We start from the raw sequence: 20,609 nt of genomic DNA on the forward strand, positions 1-20,609 counted from the left end.
ATGCCGAACAAGACGATCGCGTATGATCTGGGGATCAGTCCGCGCACGGTCGAGATCCACCGCGCCAATGTCATGAGTAAGATGGGCGCGAGCAGCCTGTCGCACCTCGTGCGTATGGCGTTGATCGTGGAATCCAACCCCAGCGCATGACCCGGAATCGGTTTTCGGAAGGGATCATGCGCAGATTCGGCCGCGCGGCGGCTCTAACCAGAGTCACGGAGGGGCGTACCGTTGTTTGCCGGCATCCTCTCCGACTTCCAGTCGCGCCAGTGGGTCGGGCGGATGTCGACGCGCGCGCCGGTCGCGGCATTCTTCCAGCCTTCCTTGCCCCTGGTGCAGGGAAATACAAGCGCATGTTCGCCGTCCTCGTCAAAGACGGCCAGTTCGAGGTCGCGACCAAACGGGGCGCTTGAGATTGGCTTCCACATCGTCTCATGATCGGCGGGATGGCCGGATCGCGCCTTGATTTGAATCATTTCCTAGATCGTTCTGCGCCATCGACCTGACCGGCGCGCACGTTGCCGCCTGCGACTGCCGAACCAAAACCCGCAGCTTTTAGTCGGTTTGGTTGCCGGTCGTACGACCGGCTCCTTGATCGTGATCAATGACCTTCCGGGCGGGAGGACTATGATCGCGGTCCGTGGACGAAGCTGTGAAGAGCGATCCTCTCCTACCCCCGCGCGGTCTCTCTCGCGAGGAAGCGGCCCGGTACGTTGGCGTGGGGATCACCAAGTTCGACCAAATCGTTGCGGACCGTTGCATGCCGAAGCCAAAGAAGGTCGACGGTCGAGTGATTTGGGATCGTATCAAACTTGAGGCTGCGTTTGCCGATCTGCCAGGCGACGATGAAGAGAATATCATCGACTTCCTGTTGCAGGGGAATCATAGAAAGGAATAGATTCGTTTCGCGATGACGGACAAATATCCCGGCCTCTCCTCCTATACCGATCGCCATGGCAAAGTTCGCTGGCGCTATCGAAACAAGGAGCGCGTGGTCAGCCTGCCTGCACCTGATCAGCCTGGATTCAAGGAGGCTTATCAAGCTGCTGTCGAAGGCCGAAAAGTCCCTAAGGCGCCCGTCGTCAGGATGCCGGGCGCTGCCTTGCCTGGCACGTTCGGCGCGGCAACCCAGAGGCTACAGGTATCGGTCAAATGGCTTGCCCACGCCGAAGCGACAAGGCGAAAGAACACTCGTCTGATCGATGAGTTCCTGGACCTGCGGGTTGTTCCTGACCATCCGCTTACCTGGCGCGACGTGCCGGTAAGAATCTTAGGCGTGCCCACATCGAAGAACTTCTGGGTCGATTCATCGCCACGCCTCACAAGGCCAAGCACCTGTTGGTCGCAATTCGCAAATTGGTCTATGTAGGGCTGCGCCAGGACTGGATCGAGATAGACCCTACAGCCTCGGTCGAATGGCGGCCTGCCTACACCGGCTGGAAGGCGTGGCCTAGCGAGGCAATGGAACAATTCGAACGGCACTGGCCCGTCGGCACTTCCGCGCGTACCTGTTATGGGCTTGCCCTTTGGCTAGGCAATCGTCGAGGTGACGTCGCAGGCCTGCGATGGGACCAGCGGGTAACCCATCGCGTCCTTATCGACGGTGTCGAGCGCCAATTCGACGGATTTGATATTGTCCAGGCCAAGAACAAGGAAAGGACCGGCGGAAAGCGGCTTTTCGTTCCGATAACTCCCATGCTCGCTGAGATCCTCGATGCCGCAGACCGGCGCGGCGAAACCGTCCTTGTAACCGGATATGGTCAGCCTTTCTCGGCGAAATCCCTGACCGGTGCCATGGCGCACTGGTGCAAGCTCGCCGGATTGCCGAAGGGCCTCACGCTTCACGGGCTGAGGAAGTCGCTTGGCGTCTATCCCGCCGAAGCGGAGGCATCCACCAGGCAGCTGATGGATGTCCTTGGCCACCACGCCGAGCTCAACTCCCGTGAAGCATCGCAGCTACGTTTGGCCGTGCAGGGCATGGACCGAGTGGTGCGGTTGGTAACGCGGAAGCCGCTGCTTGCGAACCGGTCAATAAATCATTGATAAATAACGACAATGGTGGCCCGGAGGATATCCCATAGATATTGATTTTATTGACTTTTTCGTGGCCAAAATCGTCAGTATTCCCGAATCGTTCCGTATGGTCCCGTGCCCACAACAACCGCGAAGCTGTTAGCGCAGTGGTCGCAGGTCCATGAGGCCCGCCTGACCAACTCAGGCCGGCTAACCTAGCGAAATGAACCAGCGTCGATTCCACTATCGCAGGCTGTTGGGCGTGTGATCTGATCCGGGTCATGACGCTGACGATGGGCCGACTCCCCCACGACGGACGATCCCGTCGTCTTTTCAACAAAAGATCACCCAAAGGCCTGGCTGGCCAATGCGTAGGTGACTGGCAGCTTGCCGGCATCCTGTTCGCCTGTGACAGCCCACGGCTGGCCAAGCCACATGCTGGTCACCGTATCATAGACCGGAAGGCCTGACCGCGCCACGAACGCCGGGAATGGGCCCGTCTCCTGCCGCGTGTCGAGGCGCAGAAACTGCCCGGCGTGCTCCGCGACATGCGGCGACGTGACGGCAATCGCATCGTCGTCCTTCCCAGCCACTACTGGCCCGACAACATGCCCGCGTCCGAAAGGACGGCAGAGGGCGAAAGCCTGGATACGGTCTTCGCGCAAGAGCGCTACCCCCTTCGAAACGTCCAGCAGCCGCGCCAGCAGCGCGGAACGGTCGACGCCGTAGGCGTTGCGGTCCAACTCCACAAGCCGGGCCAGATCGGCAGGCCCGATGTCGCGCAGGCTCGCTCCGGCCGGGAGCAATGTGGATGCGGGCATCGCCGCTTCGCCCTGGCATTGGTAAACGACCCGCGCGGGAGAAAAACCAAGGGACAGGTAGAGCCGGTGCGCGGCTCGGGTGGCGCTCAGCCCCAGGTTGCGCGAACCGACCCTCGCCAAGACATTGTTCATGATCCAGCGGCCAGCACCATGCGCCTGCAAGCGGGGCGAGGTGATGACCATGCCAACCGTGGCGAAGCTCGCTCCGAAGGGAAACCACATGGCGGTGACCAAGACCCGCCCGATTTCGTCCTGGGCCACAATTCCCTCGCCCATTTCCAACAGCAGCTGCCAGTCCTCGGCCCGATGCGGCCAGCCGACGCTGATCGAAAGCGCATGCAGCTTTTCAAGCTCAACGCCGGCGATGTCGCCGACCTTCAACTCGAAAGAACTGAGCCGAATGGATTTCGCTGCCTTCAACGACGCCTCTCGGGGCAAATTTGATGGACCTGACTTCATCTAGTCAAGCATAGCCATCTAAATCACAGAATCCGCTTCAGATGAGGCTGTAGTCGAAACTTTCCACTGTAGATCAACGGCTTTCCGCATCCCGAGTTTGGAATGCGCCCTATGCTGTTGCAGAAGGCTCCGAGAGATGTCGATGTCGCGTCGACCGGATTGCCGGCAGAGGATCCGCAATGTCCCCTCCAGTCCGAACTGCCGGCCGCCCCCTTTGCCGCCGCCGTGAGCAAGCAACATGACGGCCGAGCAAATCCTGGCCCAGCTTGTTGCCTTTGCCTCGGTCGTCGGCCAGCCGAACAAGGCGATCGTCGATTGGATCGCGAGGCATGCCGAAGGTTGCGGCGCCAAAATCACGATCCTCCCCGGACCGGAGGGCGACCGGGCGAACCTGTTCGCCACTTTAGGACCGTCAGACGTGCCGGGATTCATCCTGTCCGGCCACATGGATGTGGTCCCTGCTAGCGAGCCGGGCTGGACAACCGATCCGTTCACGCTGCGCGCCCGCGGCGAGCGGCTCTTTGGACGCGGCACCAGCGACATGAAAAGCTTTCTTGCCTGCGTCCTGGCCGCCCTGCCCGCGCTGGCTGCCCGACCTCTTGCCCGCCCCGTCCACCTCGCTTTTTCCTATGATGAGGAAGCAGGCTGTCGCGGCGTGCGCCATCTGATCGACCATCTGCCCCAGCTCTGCGCGAAGCCGCAAGGCTGCATCGTCGGCGAGCCGAGTGGGATGCGCGCAGTCCGCGCCCACAAAGGCAAAGCTGCCGCCCGGATCGAAATCCGCGGCCGCTCAGGCCACTCCTCGCGGCCCGACCAGGGGCTGAACGCGATCCATGCCATGGCCACGGTGCTGACCGAGGCGGTGCGGAGCGCGGAGGCGCTCAAGGCCGGACCTCTGGACGCGAGTTTCGCGCCGCCCTATTCCTCGCTCCAGATCGGTTTGATTGGCGGCGGTCAGGCGCTCAACATCATTCCGGATTTCTGCGGCGCCGAAATCGAGGCGCGTGCCATTGCCGGTGTTTCGCCCGCCGCATTGCTGGCTCCGGTGCAAGCCACAGCTGCAAGGCTGGGTGCACAGGGGTTCGACGTCGGCTGGGACCTTTTGAGCGAATATCCAGCGCTCTCGCTCGCCGCTGAGGCACCGCTCGCCAGCCTGCTACGCGACCTGACCGGGCAAGAGCCGCTTGCCGCGGTGAGTTACGGCACCGAGGCAGGGCTCTACCAGGCAGCCGGGATCGAGGCGATCATCTGCGGGCCGGGCGACATCGCGCGCGCACACCGGCCGGACGAATACATAGAGATCAGCGAGGTGGCCGCTTGCCAGCGGATGATCGAGGATTTGGGCGAGCGGCTCCGCTCCTGACACCTGCTGCTCGGCCGGCTTTGAATTTCGGCGTGATCTGCCGTCGGGCTCGGCCGCTTCAACGCATCCTGCGGCGGACCACCGGCCAAGCTCGACCATTCCTCGCCGAGGAGACCCCGATGGCCTTCCTGATCAATTCCGATCCCGAGCGGGTTCGGGTTTTTGCCGACGAATTCGCCCGCGAATTGCCGGACCTGCGCTTTGCCTCCGACCCCGCCGTAATCGACAGGGCTGAGGTGCGCTATCTCCTGACCTGGTCGGCACCCGAAGATCTCAGCAGTTTTTCCAATCTGGAAGTGCTGTTTTCGATCGGTGCCGGCGTCGACCAGTTCCGCACAGACCTGCTGCCCGAGAAGGTCAAGCTGGTGCGCATGGTCGAGGAGGGCATCATCCGCATGATGCAGGAGTACGCCACGCTCGCCGTGCTGGCGCTGCACCGCGACCTGCCGGGCTATCTTGCCCAGCAGGCACGCGGCGACTGGCGGGCCCGTCCGGTGCTGCAAGCGCCGGAGCGGCGTGTGGGCGTCCTCGGCCTTGGCATGCTGGGATCGGCGGTGCTCGATCGGCTGCGGCCGTTCGGTTTCGCCCTCTCGGGCTGGAGCCGGTCGGCACGTGACATCCCCGACGTCCGCTGCCACAGCGGCGAGGCGGGGCTGAAGGCCTTCCTCTCGCAGACAGACATACTGATCTGCCTCCTGCCGCTGACCGCAGAAACGCGCGGATTCCTCAATGCCGATGTGTTCGCAAGCCTGCCTGCCGGGGCGAGCCTGGTGCATGTCGGGCGCGCGCCTCAGCTCGACCACGCAGCGTTGCTTGCCGCGCTGGACAGTGATCACCTAGCCGGGGCGGTGATCGACGTGACCGATCCGGAGCCGCTGTCGGCGGACCATCCATTTTGGCGTCACCCCAAGATCCTGCTGACACCGCACGTAGCCAGCGTCACGCAGCCGGAGACGGGGGCTAAAGCCGTTGTCGCCAACATTCGCCGGCATGAAGCCGGACTCGATCCCGTCGGTCTCGTCGACCGCAACCGGGGTTATTGACCCTCGCTCCAGAAAGGAAATCCATGTCCCTGCTCAAGACAATCGATCCGAAGCCTCTCGACGCCCCCCGGGAATCGAAAGCACTGCCGGATCGCCTGGTCGCTGGCGATCCCAACTTCAAGACCTGGGCGCAGGATATGGCGCGCGGCGGCACGGTCCATACCGGCGTATGGGAGGCGACTCCGGGCGAGACCCGATCAATCAAGGGAACAACCTTCGAATTTTGCCATATCCTCGAAGGCGTAATCGAGCTGACGGAAGACGGCGGCAAGACCGCCACCTACCGTGGCGGCGACAGCTTCGTCATGAAACCGGGCTTCACCGGGACATGGCGAACGATCGAGACCGTGCGCAAGATCTACGTCACCGTCACGGACTGAATCTTTCGGATCGTCCTACGCCCTATCTGAAGAGCGGACCAAACCTCCGAAGATTGCGCTGAAAATCTGCATCAAACGGGATATTCCATTGCCGGCTTTGTTGCAGTCGATGCAAACTGCGGGTCGATGATGGCTAGAGTTGCCCCTGTCCTCAAGACAAGGCGCTACCATGTCCCTCAGCTTCGATCCCGACAGGCTTGCCCTCCCTCAGGGCCACTTCATCGGCGGACGGCTCATCCCCGCCGCCGGCGTGCTGCCGATGCATCGGCCGTCGGACGGCGCGCCCTATGCGGATTGTCCGGTGGCAGATGCCGGGTTGGTGGACCAGGCCGTCAGCGCGGCGAAGCAGGCCCTCAAGGACAGCGGCTGGGCAGGCCTGCGCCCGCGCGAACGCACACGTGTCCTGCAGTGCTGGGCCGACCTCATCGAGGCCGAGGCCGAGACGATGGCCCGGCTCGAGGCCGTCGCCTCCACCCGGCCCGTCGGCCAGCTGGTCGAAGGCGATATCGCGATCACGGCCGAGCAGATCCGTTTCTTTGCCGAGTTCGCCGACAAGGAAGGCGGCGATCTGGTGCCAACCGCCGACGCCAGCCTGGGAATGATCCTCAGCGAGCCCTACGGCATCGTCGGCGCGATCACACCGTGGAACTTCCCGCTCTCCATGGCTGGGTGGAAGCTGGGGCCGGCGCTGGCCGCGGGCAATGCCGTGGTGCTCAAGCCCTCGGAAATGACCCCCTTCTCGGCGCTCTACATAGCCGAGCTCTCGGTCCGGGCCGGCCTGCCCGCCGGGCTGATCAACATCGTTCTGGGTGACGGCCCGACCACCGGCAATGCGATCACCGGCCATCCGGAGATCGGCAAGATCAGCTTTACCGGATCGACCGCCGCCGGTGCTGCGATCATGCAGAACATCGCCCGCACCGGGATCAAGCCGATGACCCTGGAGCTGGGCGGCAAGAGCCCGCAGCTCGTCTTCGCCGATGCCGATCTTGATCTCGCGGCCAGGGCCATCGCGCAAGGCATTCTGTCGAATGCGGGCCAAGCCTGTGTCGCCGGCTCGCGGCTGATCGTGGCCGAAGCGATCGCGGAGCCGCTGGCCAAGGCCATTGCCGCTCATATGGCGGCAATCCGCCCCGGCCCAACCTGGGACGAGGCGACGCGCTATTCGGCCATCATCTCGGAACGCCAGCTCGGCCGGATCGACGCCATCGTCCGGTCGGCCGTCGATGCCGGCGCAGAATGCCTCGTCGGCGGCAAACGGCTCGACCGGGAGGGCTATTTCTACGCGCCGACGCTGATCAAGGGCGTCAGCCAGTCCTCGCCCGCGGTAACCGAAGAGATCTTCGGACCCGTCTTGACCCTGCAGACATTTGTTGAGGAGGAAGAGGCGCTGATGCTTGCCGATCATCCGACCTATGGGCTCGCCGCCGGTGTCTTTACCCGCGATCTTTCCCGCGCCATCCGGGTGACCAAGCGCCTCCAGGCAGGCACGGTCTGGGTCAACCGCTACAACCGCTCGCGTGACCACATCCTGCCGACAGGCGGCTACAAGCGCTCCGGCATCGGCAAGGATCTTGGCCGCGAGGCCTATCTGGCCAACCGCAAGAGCAAAAGTGTGCTGATCGATCTCTAGGCCGAGGACCGAACATGAAGAGCTATTCGATTGCATTGATCCCCGGCGACGGCATCGGCGAGAGCGTCACCGAAGCGGCCTGGCAGGTGCTGGAAGCCGTCGCGAAAGGCTCCGGCTTCGCGCTGCAGGGCCAGCGCTTTCCGTGGTCCTGCACTTACTACAAGCAGACCGGCAGGATGATGCCCGAAGACGCGATCGACACCTTGCGCGGCTTCGACGCGATCCTGCTCGGCGCCGTCGGCTGGCCGGCGGAAGTTCCGGACTCGGTGTCTCTGCATGGACTGCTTCTGCCGATCCGCAAGGCGTTCGTGCAATATGCCAACATCCGGCCGCACCGGCTGCTGGCCGGGGTCGAGGGCCCGCTGAAGGCCGCCAATTTCGACATCCTCTGCATCCGCGAAAATACCGAGGGCGAATATTCCGGCGCCGGTGGCCGCGTGCACCAGGGCACCGGTGACGAGGTGGCCGTGGAGGCCTCGATCTTCACCCGCAGGGGCGTCGAGCGGATCCTGCGCTTTGGCTTCGAACGGGCGCGGTCGAGGAAGCTAAAACTCGCTTCGGTCACCAAGTCGAATGCGCAGAAATATTCGATGGTGTTCTGGGACGAGGTCACGGCGCGCCTCGCCCCCGAATATCCGGATGTCCAGGTCACCAGCTACCACATCGACGCCATGGCGGCGCGGATGGTGATGGCGCCGGAAAGCCTCGATGTCGTCGTTGCCTCCAACCTGTTCGGCGACATCCTCACCGATCTGGGCGCGGCGATCCAGGGTGGCCTCGGCTTCGCCGCCTCCGCCAACATCAACCCGGATCGCAGCGCGCCTTCGATGTTCGAACCGGTGCACGGCTCTGCCCCCGACATCGCTCATCTCGGCATCGCCAACCCGATCGCCGCCATCTGGTCCGGGGCGATGATGCTCAGCCATTTGGGTGAGGAGGCCGCGGCGGCAAAGGTAATCGCGGCAATCGAAGCCGCGACCGCGCGCGGCATCGGCACGCAGCCCAGAAAGGACCGGACGGAGACGATTACCGCGGCCGTGCTGGAAACGCTTGCCTGAACCTTGGGGGATGAGATGAAGGATTTGAAGGATAGAGACCTGTTCCGGCAGCAATGCCTTATCGGCGGCCGATGGCAGGACGCGGTTTCCGGCGCCACTGTCGAGGTGATCGATCCCGCCACACAGGCGGCGATCGGCACCGTTCCGGACGCCGGCGGCGCCGAGACCCGTTTTGCGATCGAGGCGGCCGAAGCGGCCTTCCGGCCGTGGCGGGCGAAAACGCATGCCGAGCGCGCTGCGCTGCTCGCAGCATGGCACGGTCTGATGATCGAGCATCAGCAGGATCTGGCCCGCATCCTGACACTGGAGCAAGGCAAGCCGCTGGCCGAGGCGCTTGGCGAAATCCGCTACGGCGCCTCCTTCGTTAAATGGTTCGCGGAGGAGGCGCGGCGGATCGGCGGCACCACCATCCCCTCGCCGACGCCGGACCGGCGCATCGTGGTGCTGAAGGAGCCTGTCGGCGTCTGCGCCATTATCACGCCGTGGAACTTTCCCAATGCGATGATCACTAGGAAGGTGGCGCCGGCACTCGCGGCTGGCTGCACCGTGGTGGTGAAACCCTCGGAGCTCACCCCGTTCTCGGCGCTGGCGCTCGGCGTCCTGGCGGAGCGCGCCGGCATTCCCGCCGGGGTCATCAATATCCTCACCGGCATGCCCAGAGACATCGGCACCGAACTGATGGTCAACGAGACGGTGCGCAAGATCTCCTTCACCGGCTCGACGCGGGTGGGTGCGCTGCTGATGCGCGGCGCCGCCGACAGCATCAAGCGGCTCAGCCTAGAACTCGGCGGCAACGCGCCGTTCATCGTCTTCGACGACGCCGACCTCGACCTTGCCGTGGACGGCGCCATTGCCTCGAAGTTCCGCAATGGCGGGCAGACCTGCGTCTGCTCGAACCGTATCCTGGTGCAGGCGGGCGTCTACGACGCCTTCGCCGAAAAACTTTCGGCCCGGGTATCGGCGATGACGGTGGGGCGCGGCACCGACCCAGGCGTGGAGATCGGTCCGATGATCAACGCCGCCGCCATCGACAAGATCGACAGGCACGTCCAGGACGCGCTGGCCAAGGGCGCTCGCCTGCTGTCGAAAAGCCCGGCAATGCCGGAGGGCAAGCAATATGCGACGCCCATGGTTTTGGGCGACGCAACGCCTGATATGCTCTTGGCCGGCGAGGAGACCTTCGGTCCGGTCGCGCCGCTGTTCCGCTTCGAAACCGAGGCGGAGGCCGTCACGCTGGCCAACGCGACCCCCTATGGTCTGGCCGCCTATTTCTACACCGAGAGCCTGAAGCGCTCATGGCGGGTGGCGGAAGCGCTGGAATTCGGAATGGTAGGGTTGAACACAGGCGCGATTTCAACCGAGGTCGCACCCTTTGGCGGCGTCAAGCAATCAGGCCTCGGGCGCGAAGGCGCGCAATGCGGCATCGAGGAATATCTGGAGATGAAGAGCTTCCACATTGGCGGGCTGAGCTAGCCAGTCCGCCGATGGCGCTACTGAAAGCGGTCGAGCGTCTTGTAGTAGAGACCGACCATCGGCAGGAACCAGGGCTTGCCGAAGTGACCCGGCACAGCAGGCCAGCCAAGACCGGCGACCGGGTTGCGGTCGGGCTTGCCCAAAATGGCGTCGGCGATGATCATCCCCATATGGGTGGACATCTGCGCGCCGTGGCCGGAATAGCCCATGGCGAACCAGAGACCATCGGCAAATCCCGCGCGCGGGAACCGGTCCTTGGTCATGTCGACCAGCCCGCCCCAGCAATAGTCGATCTCGACCCCGGCCAGATGCGGGAAGATCTGCGCCAGGCTTGCGCGCAGGATCGCGCCGCTCTTTCCGTCCGAGCGTTGGTCGGAAGTTGCTGAAAATCGCGCCCTGCCGCCAAAGATCAGCCGGTTGTCCGGCGACAGGCGAAAGTAGTTGCCGACGTTCATCGAGGTAACAAAGGTCCTGTTGCCCGGCGCCGTTGCCGCGATCTCGACCGAGGAAAGCGGCCTCGTGGCGATGATGAAACTGCCGACCGGCACGATGCGGCGGCGGAAATAGCCAAAGGCACTGGTGGTGTAGGCGCCCGTCGCCAGCAGGACATTGTCGGCGGCAACAGTGCCTCTGGGCGTCGTCAGCTCGTGGCGCCCCGCGGCCGAGCGGCGCGCGGTCACCGGCGTGTCCTCGAAAATCGTTGCACCGTGCCGTACGGCGGCATCGGCGATGCCCGAGACGAACCGCCCCATATGCATCATCGCGCTCTTCTTCGAAAGCATCGCGCCGTGGAAAACGGACGAGCCGATCTCACTCTTCAGGTCGGCCGCCGTCAGCAGTTCGGTGTCGGAATCGACCTCTCGATTCACGGCCGCGAAATTGCGGGCGATCGCCTCGAAATGCGCCGGCTTGGAGGCAAGCTTCAGCTTGCCCGCACGGCGGAAGTCGCAATCGATCCCCTCCTCCGCCACGATGCGTTCGATCGTGTCGACGGAATCGTCGAAGGCGCGATAGAGCGCCACGGCGCGCTCGGTGCCTAGTTCAGACTTGGCGGCAAGGAAGCTATGGGCGAGGCCGTTGTTGAGGTGACCGCCATTGCGGCCCGAGGCGCCGCAGCCGACGCGGCCTGCCTCCATCACGACCACCTTGGCGCCGGCTGTAGCGAGATGCCGCGCCGCCGCCAGCCCGGTAAAGCCGCCGCCGATCACGGCCACGTCATAGCGGCTCTCGACCGGCCCTTTCGCCGCTCCCGCGAAGACCGGAGCTGTATCGTGCCAGTAGGACTCGAACTTCATCATGGAAACTCCGTCAGAGTCCGACAACCCCGGGCAAGCCCGAGATGTCCTTGATCTCGGTGTACTCATAGTAAGGGTTGGCGGGCTCGTGGCCGCGATTGACCCAGACCTTGTGCTTGATGCCAAGGTCATAGGCGGACATCAGATCGTAACGGAACGAAGACGAGCAGTGCAGCACGTCCTGCGGACCGCAGCCCAGCATGTCGAACATGTATTCGAAGGCCTTGAAGCGCGGCTTGTAGGCATTGGCCTGCTGGGCGGTGTAGACGGCGTGGAAGGGCGCGCCAAGCTTCTCAACATTCGACAGGATCTGCTCGTTCATGGCGTTGGAGAGGATGACCAGCGGGATCTCCCTGGCCACCTTTGCCAGACCGGCCGGCACGTCCGGATGCGGGCCCCAGCTCGGCACCGTGTCGTAGATGGTGCGTGCGTCCTCAGCGCGGAAGGTCACGCCATTCTTGCGGCAGGTGCGTTCGACGGCGTTGTGAATGACTTCGTTATAGGGCTTCCAGTCTCCCAGGATTTCGTCCAGCCGGTAGGCCGCGAAATTCTTGATGAACTGCGCCATGCCGGGCCCGTCGATCTGGGCCCCGTATAACTTCTGCGCGGCCTCGGCCATCTGGAAGTTGGTGAGCGTGCCGTAGCAGTCGAAGGTGATGTATTTGGGCCGGAACTGTGCCATGTCGCGAAAGTCCTCCAGGTTGCCGTGCGGGCCTGGGCTGCATCATAGGCAGACAGACCTCCGTTCGATCACCGCAATTGCGACGATTGAAAGCAGATTGTTTCGTATGATTGTCGTCGCGCCAGAGAGATGTGCCGTCTCCGCCCGCTTGCGTCGAGCGGACATTCGCCGCGATCACCAGCCGGCGGCAGAAGATGCGGCAAGCGCGGCGAGGGACGGCGGAAGATACCGCATCGCGCACGTCCTCGGGACGATCTTCTTTGTCTCCGGGTCTATCACAGGGTCGAGCAACCGCCGGACATAGGCCATGCATACAACCGAGATCACACTTGTGGATTTTGCCCCGGAGCACCTCGACGGCGCAGTGGCTCTGTCGTCGCAGGCCGGATGGCCGCACAGGCGGGAGGACTGGGCGATGATGCTGGCGCTCAGCACCGGCACCGTCGCGCTGGAGGGCGACCGCGTCGTCGGAACCACGTTGGTCACGCGCTACGGCAAAGCTGCCGCCACCATCAACATGGTGATCGTCGATGCCGTGATGCGGGGCCGCGGCATCGGCCGCAAGCTCATGGATCTGGCCTTGCAGGCGACCGAAGGCCGCGAATGCCGGCTTGTGGCGACAGGCGAAGGCCTGCCGCTTTATGAGAAGCTCGGCTTCCGGGCGACAGGCGAGATTTCGCAGCATCAGGGCATGCCCGTTGAGACTGGCTCCAGCGCGGATGTCGCGTGGGCTACCTCCGACGATATCGGCAGGCTCGTGGAGCTGGATCGTTCGGCCTGCGGCATGGACCGCTCCGGCTTGATCGGGCTGCTTTCCGAGCAGGCACGAATAGCGGTTCTGCGCCGACCGGAAGGACCGGCCGGCTTTGCCGCATTGCGCGTCTTCGGTCGGGGTAAGGTCGCGGGACCCGTCGTGGCAGAGACGGCAGACGACGCCCGCAACCTGCTCTCGTTCCTGTTTGCCGCCGGCCACGGCGGCCTTGTGCGCGTCGACACGCCGAACGGTTCGGGGCTGTCGCCATGGCTTGCCGAACTGGGTCTGGCCAAGGTCGGAGGCGGTATCGCCATGCGCCGGGACGGCGCCGCATCGCCCGCCACGTCTCGCGCCCAGACCTATGCCCTGGCCAGTCAGGCCCTTGGCTGAACCCGGAGGAAGACATGCTTAGCAATTCCCTGATCGAACTCGACCGCGCCCATCTGGTGCATCCGGTCGCCTCCTATCGCGGCCATGAAAGGACCGGAGTGCGTGTCATGAAATCCGCCACCGGCGCCACCGTCACCGATGCGACCGGCCATCAAATGATCGACGGTTTTGCCGGCCTGTGGTGCGTAAACGCCGGCTATGGCCAGGAAAGCATCGTCGAAGCCGCGACCCGGCAGCTGCGCGAACTGCCCTATGCCACCGGCTATTTCGGCCTCGGCTCCGAACCCGCCATCCGGCTCGCGGCCGAGCTCGCCGAACGCGCGCCCGGTGACCTCAACCACGTCTACTTCACGCTTGGCGGCTCCGATGCCGTCGATAGCACGGTCCGTTTCATCCACTACTACCAGAATGCCAGAGGCAGGCCGCAGAAGAACCAGTTCATATCGATCGAACAGGGCTATCACGGCTCCTCGACGGTGGGGGCCGGTCTCACCGCCCTGCCAGCCTTCCACGCCGGCTTCGACGTGCCGCTGCATTGGCAGCACAAGATTCCGTCGCACTACGCCTACCGCAACCCGGCGGGGAGCGATCCGCAGGCGATCATCGAGGCCTCGCTCGCGGCTCTGCGCCGCAAGGTGGAAGAACTCGGCCAGCATCGCGTGGCGGCCTTCTATGTCGAACCGATCCAGGGCTCCGGCGGCGTGCTGGTGCCGCCGTCGGGCTGGATGAAGTCCATGCGCGACCTGTGCACGGAGCTGGACATCCTCTTCGTCGCCGACGAGGTCATCACCGGCTTCGGACGCACCGGGCCGCTGTTTGCCTGTTCCGAAGACGATATCGTTCCGGATCTGATGACCACCGCCAAAGGCCTGACCTCAGGCTATGTGCCGATGGGGGCGGTTTTCATGTCCGACCATGTCTACGACACGATCGCCGATGGCGCGGGTGAAACAGCCGTCGGCCATGGCTATACCTATTCTGCCCATCCCGTCAGCGCCGCAGTCGGCCTCGAGGTCTTGCGGCTCTATGAAACCGGCCTTCTGGACAATGGCCGCAAGGCCGGGGCCCGGCTGATAGCTGGCCTCGAACGCCTCAGTGACCACCCGCTGGTGGGTGACGTGCGCGGCCGCGGCATGCTGGCCGCGATCGAGCTCGTCGTTGACAAGCAGCGCAAGACCCCGCTTCCGGCAGTGGCCAATCCGTCGCGGCGCATTTTCGACCGCGCCTGGGACAACGGCCTCATTATCCGGGCCTTCGGCAACGGCGTGCTGGGCTACGCGCCGCCGCTCTGCTGCACCGAGACCGAGATCGACGCCATCGTCGAGCGCACGCGCATGACCCTCGACCAGACTTTGGAAGACCCGGACGTCCGCGCCGCCCTTGCGTGAGTGCGCGAGCCGCTACAGCGGGAACAGGCTCTTCAGCGGCATGTAATTTTTTACGATCGGTGACTTCAGCACAACGAAGCTGAAATACTTGTCGATGCCGATGTCCATGTCGGTAAGCCGCTCCATGATCGCCTGGTATTCGGCGATCCCGGCCGTGACGAATTTCAGCAGATAGTCGTAGCCGCCGGAAACCAGGTGGCACTCCACGACCGAATCGACCTTTTCTACAGCAGCGAGGAAGCGCGCGAAGTCGATCTGTCGGTGGTTCTTCAGCGTGACCTCGGTAAAGACCGTGAGCGTCTGCCCCAGCTTGGCGATGTCGATCTGCGCCGAATAGCGGACGATATAGCCTTCAGCCTGCAGCTTCTTCACCCGCATCAGGCAGGGACTTGGCGACAGATTGACCAGCTCCGCCAGTTCCACATTGGTGATGCGGCCGTTCTTCTGCAGTTCGTAGAGGATCTTGATGTCGATCCGGTCGAGTTTCATGCACGGTCCAAGGCAACGGCTCGGCACAGCGCCGGCGGATCTGATCAAAGCATATTATGCTGAACCCGCGCGGGAGCAAGGACAAACACTCGCCGCCGGCTTTCGGCAATTCCGGGAAACCTGCATCCAAGCGCACGTTTGAACGGACTTATGCGGCGTCCCAGAGGTTTTCGTTCTATGCATTTCGTCGGCCCGCCGCGCGCTTTTGCGCGACATGCATCAGCAGAATCCCCCGCCGACCGTACGCTTGGCCAAAGAAAATGCTGCAGCCTGCCGATCTGTGGCAATCGTCCCCACGCCCGGAGCAGTAGAGTGGTCTCCGCTCCCGGAGATTTCGCATGTCCGCCCCGCTTTTGCATATCGAAACCACGCCCGCCTTGCCTGCGACGGCCGATGTGGTGGTGATCGGCGGTGGGATCGTCGGCACCTTCGCAGCATATTATCTCGCCCGCCGCGGCCTGCGGGTGGCCCTGCTGGAAAAGGGCCGGATCGGCGCCGAACAGTCCAGCCGCAACTGGGGCTGGTGCCGGCAGCAGAACCGCGATGCCCGGGAACTGCCGATTGCCACGGCAAGCCTCGATCTCTGGCAGCAGCTTGCCGGCGAGATCGGCCAGGATCCGGGCTTCCGGCGCTGCGGCCTGCTTTATCTCAGCAACAACGAGGCCGAGATTGCGGGCTGGGCCCGCTGGCGCGATTTCGCGCGCAGCGTCGGCGTGACCACGCATATGCTCAGCGCCGGCGAGGCGAGCGAGCATGGCAAGGCCACCGGCCAGCGCTGGAAGGGCGGTGTCTTTTCACCCTCCGACGGCACCGCCGACCCGTCCCGCGCGGCTCCCGTGGTGGCGCTGGGCATCCTGAAGGCCGGCGGAAGCGTCCATCAGATGTGCGCCGCGCGCGGCATCGAGACCGAAGCCGGCCGCGTCAGTGCCGTAGTCACCGAGGCAGGCACGATCCGTACCAGGACCGTGGTGCTGTCGGCGGGCGCTTGGGCTTCGTCCTTCTGTCGCCAGCTCGGCATACGCTTTCCGCAAGCCTCCGTGCGCTCTTCGATCCTTTCGCTGGCACCTGGACCTTCAGGGCTGCCGGATGCGCTGCACACCGGCGATGTCTCGGTCACCCGTCGCGGCGACGGCGGCCACACGCTGGCCATCAGCGGCCGTGCCAGCATCGATCCGACGCCGCAGCAGCTTCGTTTCGCCCGTGAATTTGTGCCGATGTTCGCCCGACGCTGGCGCAGCCTCGCGCCCGGTACCTTGCAAGGGTGGCAGTCGGGACACGAGACACTGACGCGCTGGCGACTCGATGCGCCAACGCCTATGGAGCGCAACCGCATTCTCGACCCGCGCCCGAACCAGCGGCTGATCCGAGAAACGCACCGACGCGCCTGCCAGCTGCTGCCGGCGCTGCAAAATGTGGCTATCGCGGCCAGTTGGGCAGGCTATATCGACAGCACGCCGGACGGCGTTCCCGCCATCGGCGAGGTAGAGGGGCTGCCAGGCTTCATCCTGGCAGCAGGCTTCAGCGGCCATGGCTTCGGCATTGGCCCCGGCGCCGGCCACATGATCGCCGATCTTGCAACCGGAGCTCCGCCTCTGGTCGATCCCATACCCTATCGCCCGGAACGTCTCGCCTCATCTGCCTGGGGCAAGGTGGCGGAGTTCTGAAACCTCTTCAGTCTTGATTGAAGTGTTCTGCCGGGGCGAGTTTTTGGGCTTTGGTGCAAGCTCCTAAATTAGGCACCCACGCCCAGCGCCAGCAATTCCCGCTCCTCCAGATGGCACAGGATGTCGCTTCCCTTCGACAAGTGGCGCACCGGGGGCTCCAGGACATCGCAGACGCCGGGCTTCCGCACCGGGCAGCGTGACACGAAGGGGCAACGGTCGGCGCGCGCCAGCACGGCAGCGATGCCGCCATCCGCCTCGGCGGCCTTCTTGTCTAGCCCATCCAGCCAGCCTGTCCGCAATTCGGGGATCGAGGACACCAGCAGGTCCGAATAGGGGTGCAACGGAGCGGCGCGCATTGAAGCGCCGCTGCCGGCTTCGACCTTGCGTCCGGCGTAGAGCACCATGACATCGTCGCAGATCGCGCGCACCGTCGACAGGTCATGGCTGATGAACAGATAGGAAAGCTTCAATTCCCTGCGTAACTCGGCCAGCAGGTCGAGGATCGCCGCGGCGACCACGGTGTCGAGGGCCGACGTCACCTCATCGCACAGAATCAGCGCCGGCTCGGCTGCTAGTGCGCGAGCAAGATTGACGCGCTGTTTCTGGCCACCGGAAAGCTCGCCCGGAAGGCGCTCGGCCATGTTGGCCGGTAGATGCACGAGATCGAGCAGCTGGCGCACCCTTCTGGTCCGCTCGGCACCCTTCACGTCATGATAGAAGGTCAGCGGCCGTCCCAGGATCTGCGCGACCGAGCGGGTCGGGTTGAGGGCCGTGTCGGCCATCTGGAAAACGATCTGGATGTTGCGCAGCTGATCCTTGGAGCGATCTGCCACCGATCCGGCCAGAGTTTCGCCGCGGAACTTCACCCTGCCGCCCGCCGCGGGAAGCAGCCCGGCGATGACGCGGGCCAGAGTGCTCTTGCCGCAGCCGGACTCGCCAATGACGCCGAGATTCGTCCCCGGCTGCAGGCTGAGGCCGACGTCGTTGAGCACGGTCACATTCGGCAAGCCGTCCGGGCCGGGCTTGCCGTAGCCCGCGACAAGGCCTTCGACCTCGAGCAAGGGCACGTCCTCAGCCTTTTCGGCAGGCGGAGCGGCCTGAGCATGCACGGCGGGATTGGCCGCGGCCAGCAGACTGCGGGTATAGGGGCTATGCGCATTCGCGAGGATCTGTTCGGTCGGAGCGCTTTCCTGAATGGAGCCGTTGCGCAGCACGATGATGTGGTCGGCGATCTGTGCGACGACCGCAAGATCGTGGGAGACATAGACGCCCGTGGTGTTGCGCTCACGGATCACCGACTTGAACGAGCGCAAAACCTCGATCTGGGTGGTAACGTCGAGCGCCGTCGTCGGTTCGTCGAAGATCACCAGCTCCGGTTCAGAGATCAGCGCCATTGCCGCAGCCAGGCGCTGCAGCTGGCCGCCCGATACCTGGTGCGGATAGCGCGATCCGACCCCTTCGGGATCGGGCAGCGCCAACGCGCGAAACAGCTCCACTGCCTTCGCTTCGGCCTCGGCCTTGGGCATCAGCTTGTGGATCATCGCGCTTTCAACAACCTGCGACATGATCGTCCTGGCCGGGTTGAAGGCGGCAGCCGCGCTTTGTGCGATGTAGCTGACATTGCGGCCGCGGATTTTGGCCTTTTCCGCTTCCGACAGCGACAGGATTTCACGCTCGCCGATCCTGACCGAGCCACTGGTGATGCGGCAGCCGCTGCGGGCATAGCCCATCAGCGAAAGCGCGATCGTGGTTTTGCCCGAACCGGATTCGCCGATCAGCGCGACGACTTTTCCTCGAGGGACGGTAAAGCGGATATCATGGACGATCGGCGTCTCGCGGCCACTGTCGCTGCGGGCGATGACGCGTAGGTTCTTGACTTCGACGAGCTCGGTCATGGCAGGCGATCCCGCAAACGACGCGGAAGATTGTCAATCGCCAGATTAACGCTGATCGTCAGCGAGGCGATGGCGAGCGACGGCATGATCACGGCGGGAGCGCCATAGGCCAGGCCGGACACGTTCTCGCGCACCAGCGCGCCCCAGTCGGCGTTGGGCGGCTGCACGCCCAGACCTAGGAAGCTGAGGCCGCTCAGCAGAAGCACGATGAACACGAAGCGCAGGCCGAAATCCGCCAGAACCGGCCCGATCATGTTGGGCAGGATCTCCTCACGAACCGTATAGAAGAAGCCTTCGCCGCGGGCCTTGGCGACCTGCACGAAATCGAGTTCGTTGATATTGACGGCGAGCGCACGCGCGATGCGGAAAGAGCCAGGGAAATAAAGAAAAGCGAGCGTCCCCACCAGCACCGGGAGCGAACTGCCGATCGCCGCGATGATGACGAGACCGAACATCAGATGCGGGATCGCAATCAGCGCATCAATGCCACGGCTGACGATGGTATCGAACCAGCCCCCCAGCACCGCGCTGATCATGCCGAGTGCGACGCCGATGGTGCAGGCGATGAAGGCGGCCGCGATCGAGACGCCGACCGTGTATCGCGCGCCGAGAATGATGCGGCTCAGCATGTCGCGACCCAGATAGTCGGTGCCGAGCAGATAGTCGCGGCTCGGCGAGGTGAACACGTCCATGCTGACGATCTTGCCGATCGGGTACGGCGCAAGCCAGGGACCGACGAGTGCAATGACGACCCAAAACAGTATGATGCAGAAGCAGATCGCACCGACCATGGAGATGGTCAGGCTGCCTGCGCCAAGCATCCTTCGTCGGGTCTCGGGAATGGTATCCGTGTGCTTGGTCATTTGTATCGCAGACGCGGGTTGGCGAGTATCGCGCATATGTCGGCTACCGTTACGAGCGCGAGATAGCCGAAGCAGAAGATCATCGCGCAGGTTTGAATGAGGGGCATGTCGCGGGTGGCAACCCCGTCCACCATGAGCTTGGCAATGCCCGGGTAGTTGAAGATGGTTTCGATGATGATGACGCCGCCAAGCAGGTAGGACAGGCTGAGCGCCACCGCATTGGCGATCGGTCCGATCGCGTTGGGCAGAGCGTGGGTCAGCACCGAACGAACCCGGCCGGCGCCCTTGAGCCTGGCCATCTCGACGAATGGCTGGCCGAGCGTGTCGATCAATGCAGCGCGGGTCATGCGGATCATCTGGGCCGATACGACGAAACTCAGACTGATGACCGGCATGGCGAAGACGCGCAACAATTCGCCCAGCGAGTGAACGTCGTTGGCGAAGGAAAGTGCCGGGAACCAGTGCAGGTGCACGGCAAAGATCAATACCGCAATGGTTGCGACCATGAATTCCGGCACCGACACCACCGCGATCGTGGCAAAACTGACGAGGCGGTCATAGAGCGTATTTCGCCACATTGCCGCGGTGATCCCCAAAGTAAGGGCAATCGGAACGGAAAAGGCGGCGGTGACGGCGGCAAGCAGCAGGGTATTGTGCAGGCGGCCGCCGATCAGCGTGACGATGGGAACATCGTTGACCAGGGAGGTGCCGGGATTGCCCGTCATCATCCCGCCCAGCCAGAAAATGTAGCGAAGCACCGCAGGCTGATCGAGATGCATGGCCTTGCGCAGGCCGGCCACCGCTTCAGGCGTGGCGGCTTGACCCAGGACGATCTGGGCCACATCGCCCGGCAGCATATTGGTTGCCACGAAGACAACCACCGAAACGATCAGCAGCGTCAGAACGGCCACGCCGAGACGGGCCATGATCATGCGCGTTATCATGC

At 63.9% G+C, this 20,609-nt stretch carries 21 protein-coding genes; 13 read left to right on the top strand and 8 right to left on the bottom strand.

The features are described 5' to 3' along the window. Positions 1–150: LuxR C-terminal-related transcriptional regulator (locus EN859_RS30590; protein ID WP_245525795.1), on the top strand; the 150-nt coding region annotated here is incomplete at its 5' end. Between the two features lie 53 nt (positions 151–203). Here the strand turns inward: EN859_RS30590 and EN859_RS30595 are convergent. Further along, complete coding sequence (locus EN859_RS30595; RefSeq protein ID WP_245525787.1) at positions 204–476, bottom strand: hypothetical protein; 273 nt, start codon at positions 474–476, stop codon at positions 204–206. 176 nt (positions 477–652) lie between these two features. On the opposite strand from EN859_RS30595, the gene EN859_RS30600 reads away from it, so the two are divergent. The 3 genes from EN859_RS30600 to EN859_RS39745 all read left to right on the top strand — a co-directional run bounded on the left by EN859_RS30600 (position 653) and on the right by EN859_RS39745 (position 2,043). Next, positions 653–898 carry a hypothetical protein gene (locus tag EN859_RS30600; RefSeq protein ID WP_127856342.1) on the top strand — a complete coding sequence of 82 codons (246 nt, stop codon included), beginning with the start codon at positions 653–655 and terminating at the stop codon, positions 896–898. A 12-nt stretch (positions 899–910) separates the two neighbouring features. Continuing rightward, the gene (locus tag EN859_RS39740; RefSeq protein WP_245525788.1) at positions 911–1,369 is read left to right on the top strand and encodes a hypothetical protein; all 459 of its coding nucleotides are present in this window, start codon (positions 911–913) and stop codon (positions 1,367–1,369) included. 92 nt (positions 1,370–1,461) lie between these two features. Further along, a complete protein-coding gene (locus EN859_RS39745) occupies positions 1,462–2,043 on the top strand; it encodes a tyrosine-type recombinase/integrase (RefSeq protein WP_245525796.1) in 582 nt (193 codons plus the stop codon). A 314-nt stretch (positions 2,044–2,357) separates the two neighbouring features. Here EN859_RS39745 and EN859_RS30610 read toward each other — a convergent pair whose 3' ends face one another. Continuing rightward, complete coding sequence (locus EN859_RS30610; protein WP_127856332.1) at positions 2,358–3,254, bottom strand: GNAT family N-acetyltransferase; 897 nt, start codon at positions 3,252–3,254, stop codon at positions 2,358–2,360. Positions 3,255–3,531: 277 nt separating this feature from the next. Here EN859_RS30610 and argE point away from each other — a divergent pair, with 277 nt between their 5' ends. The 6 genes from argE to EN859_RS30640 all read left to right on the top strand — a co-directional run bounded on the left by argE (position 3,532) and on the right by EN859_RS30640 (position 10,243). After that, on the top strand, positions 3,532–4,656 hold the full coding sequence (gene argE, locus EN859_RS30615; RefSeq protein WP_127856331.1) for an acetylornithine deacetylase: 1,125 nt from the start codon (positions 3,532–3,534) through the stop codon (positions 4,654–4,656). A 119-nt stretch (positions 4,657–4,775) separates the two neighbouring features. Continuing rightward, positions 4,776–5,699: a glyoxylate/hydroxypyruvate reductase A gene (locus EN859_RS30620; RefSeq protein ID WP_127856330.1), complete on the top strand. Its 924-nt coding sequence runs from the start codon at positions 4,776–4,778 to the stop codon at positions 5,697–5,699. A 23-nt stretch (positions 5,700–5,722) separates the two neighbouring features. After that, positions 5,723–6,079 carry a cupin domain-containing protein gene (locus EN859_RS30625; protein ID WP_127856329.1) on the top strand — a complete coding sequence of 119 codons (357 nt, stop codon included), beginning with the start codon at positions 5,723–5,725 and terminating at the stop codon, positions 6,077–6,079. Positions 6,080–6,248: 169 nt separating this feature from the next. Further along, on the top strand, positions 6,249–7,712 hold the full coding sequence (locus EN859_RS30630; protein WP_127856328.1) for an aldehyde dehydrogenase family protein: 1,464 nt from the start codon (positions 6,249–6,251) through the stop codon (positions 7,710–7,712). A 14-nt stretch (positions 7,713–7,726) separates the two neighbouring features. Then, positions 7,727–8,770: a tartrate dehydrogenase gene (locus tag EN859_RS30635; protein ID WP_127856327.1), complete on the top strand. Its 1,044-nt coding sequence runs from the start codon at positions 7,727–7,729 to the stop codon at positions 8,768–8,770. 15 nt (positions 8,771–8,785) lie between these two features. Then, positions 8,786–10,243 (top strand): NAD-dependent succinate-semialdehyde dehydrogenase, encoded by a 1,458-nt coding sequence (locus tag EN859_RS30640; RefSeq protein WP_127856326.1) that lies wholly within the window; start codon positions 8,786–8,788, stop codon positions 10,241–10,243. A 17-nt stretch (positions 10,244–10,260) separates the two neighbouring features. On the opposite strand, the gene EN859_RS30645 is transcribed toward EN859_RS30640, so the two are convergent. After that, positions 10,261–11,538: an FAD-binding oxidoreductase gene (locus EN859_RS30645; protein ID WP_127856341.1), complete on the bottom strand. Its 1,278-nt coding sequence runs from the start codon at positions 11,536–11,538 to the stop codon at positions 10,261–10,263. 13 nt (positions 11,539–11,551) lie between these two features. Then, positions 11,552–12,220, bottom strand: coding sequence for a haloacid dehalogenase type II (locus EN859_RS30650; protein ID WP_127856325.1), 669 nt, complete (start codon positions 12,218–12,220; stop codon positions 11,552–11,554). Between the two features lie 307 nt (positions 12,221–12,527). Here EN859_RS30650 and EN859_RS30655 point away from each other — a divergent pair, with 307 nt between their 5' ends. Together EN859_RS30655 and EN859_RS30660 are read left to right on the top strand one after the other, a co-directional pair. Then, a complete protein-coding gene (locus EN859_RS30655) occupies positions 12,528–13,364 on the top strand; it encodes a GNAT family N-acetyltransferase (RefSeq protein WP_127856324.1) in 837 nt (278 codons plus the stop codon). Between the two features lie 14 nt (positions 13,365–13,378). After that, positions 13,379–14,752, top strand: coding sequence for an aspartate aminotransferase family protein (locus tag EN859_RS30660; RefSeq protein ID WP_127856323.1), 1,374 nt, complete (start codon positions 13,379–13,381; stop codon positions 14,750–14,752). A 12-nt stretch (positions 14,753–14,764) separates the two neighbouring features. Here EN859_RS30660 and EN859_RS30665 read toward each other — a convergent pair whose 3' ends face one another. Then, positions 14,765–15,241 (bottom strand): Lrp/AsnC family transcriptional regulator, encoded by a 477-nt coding sequence (locus EN859_RS30665; protein ID WP_127856322.1) that lies wholly within the window; start codon positions 15,239–15,241, stop codon positions 14,765–14,767. A 338-nt stretch (positions 15,242–15,579) separates the two neighbouring features. On the opposite strand from EN859_RS30665, the gene EN859_RS30670 reads away from it, so the two are divergent. Next, positions 15,580–16,905, top strand: coding sequence for an FAD-binding oxidoreductase (locus EN859_RS30670; protein ID WP_127856321.1), 1,326 nt, complete (start codon positions 15,580–15,582; stop codon positions 16,903–16,905). Between the two features lie 68 nt (positions 16,906–16,973). Here the strand turns inward: EN859_RS30670 and EN859_RS30675 are convergent, their stop codons facing one another. The 3 genes from EN859_RS30675 to EN859_RS30685 are packed head-to-tail and all read right to left on the bottom strand — an operon-like array spanning position 16,974 to position 20,607. Beyond that, positions 16,974–18,800: an ABC transporter ATP-binding protein gene (locus EN859_RS30675; protein ID WP_127856320.1), complete on the bottom strand. Its 1,827-nt coding sequence runs from the start codon at positions 18,798–18,800 to the stop codon at positions 16,974–16,976. After that, complete coding sequence (locus EN859_RS30680; RefSeq protein WP_127856340.1) at positions 18,797–19,621, bottom strand: ABC transporter permease; 825 nt, start codon at positions 19,619–19,621, stop codon at positions 18,797–18,799. Before EN859_RS30680 ends, EN859_RS30675 begins: the two co-directional genes overlap by 4 nt. A gap of 38 nt (positions 19,622–19,659) precedes the next feature. Then, on the bottom strand, positions 19,660–20,607 hold the full coding sequence (locus tag EN859_RS30685) for an ABC transporter permease (protein ID WP_127856319.1): 948 nt from the start codon (positions 20,605–20,607) through the stop codon (positions 19,660–19,662). Positions 20,608–20,609: the final 2 nt, after the last annotated feature.

Source organism: Mesorhizobium sp. M00.F.Ca.ET.216.01.1.1 (assembly GCF_004010325.2).
GTDB lineage: Bacteria > Pseudomonadota > Alphaproteobacteria > Rhizobiales > Rhizobiaceae > Mesorhizobium.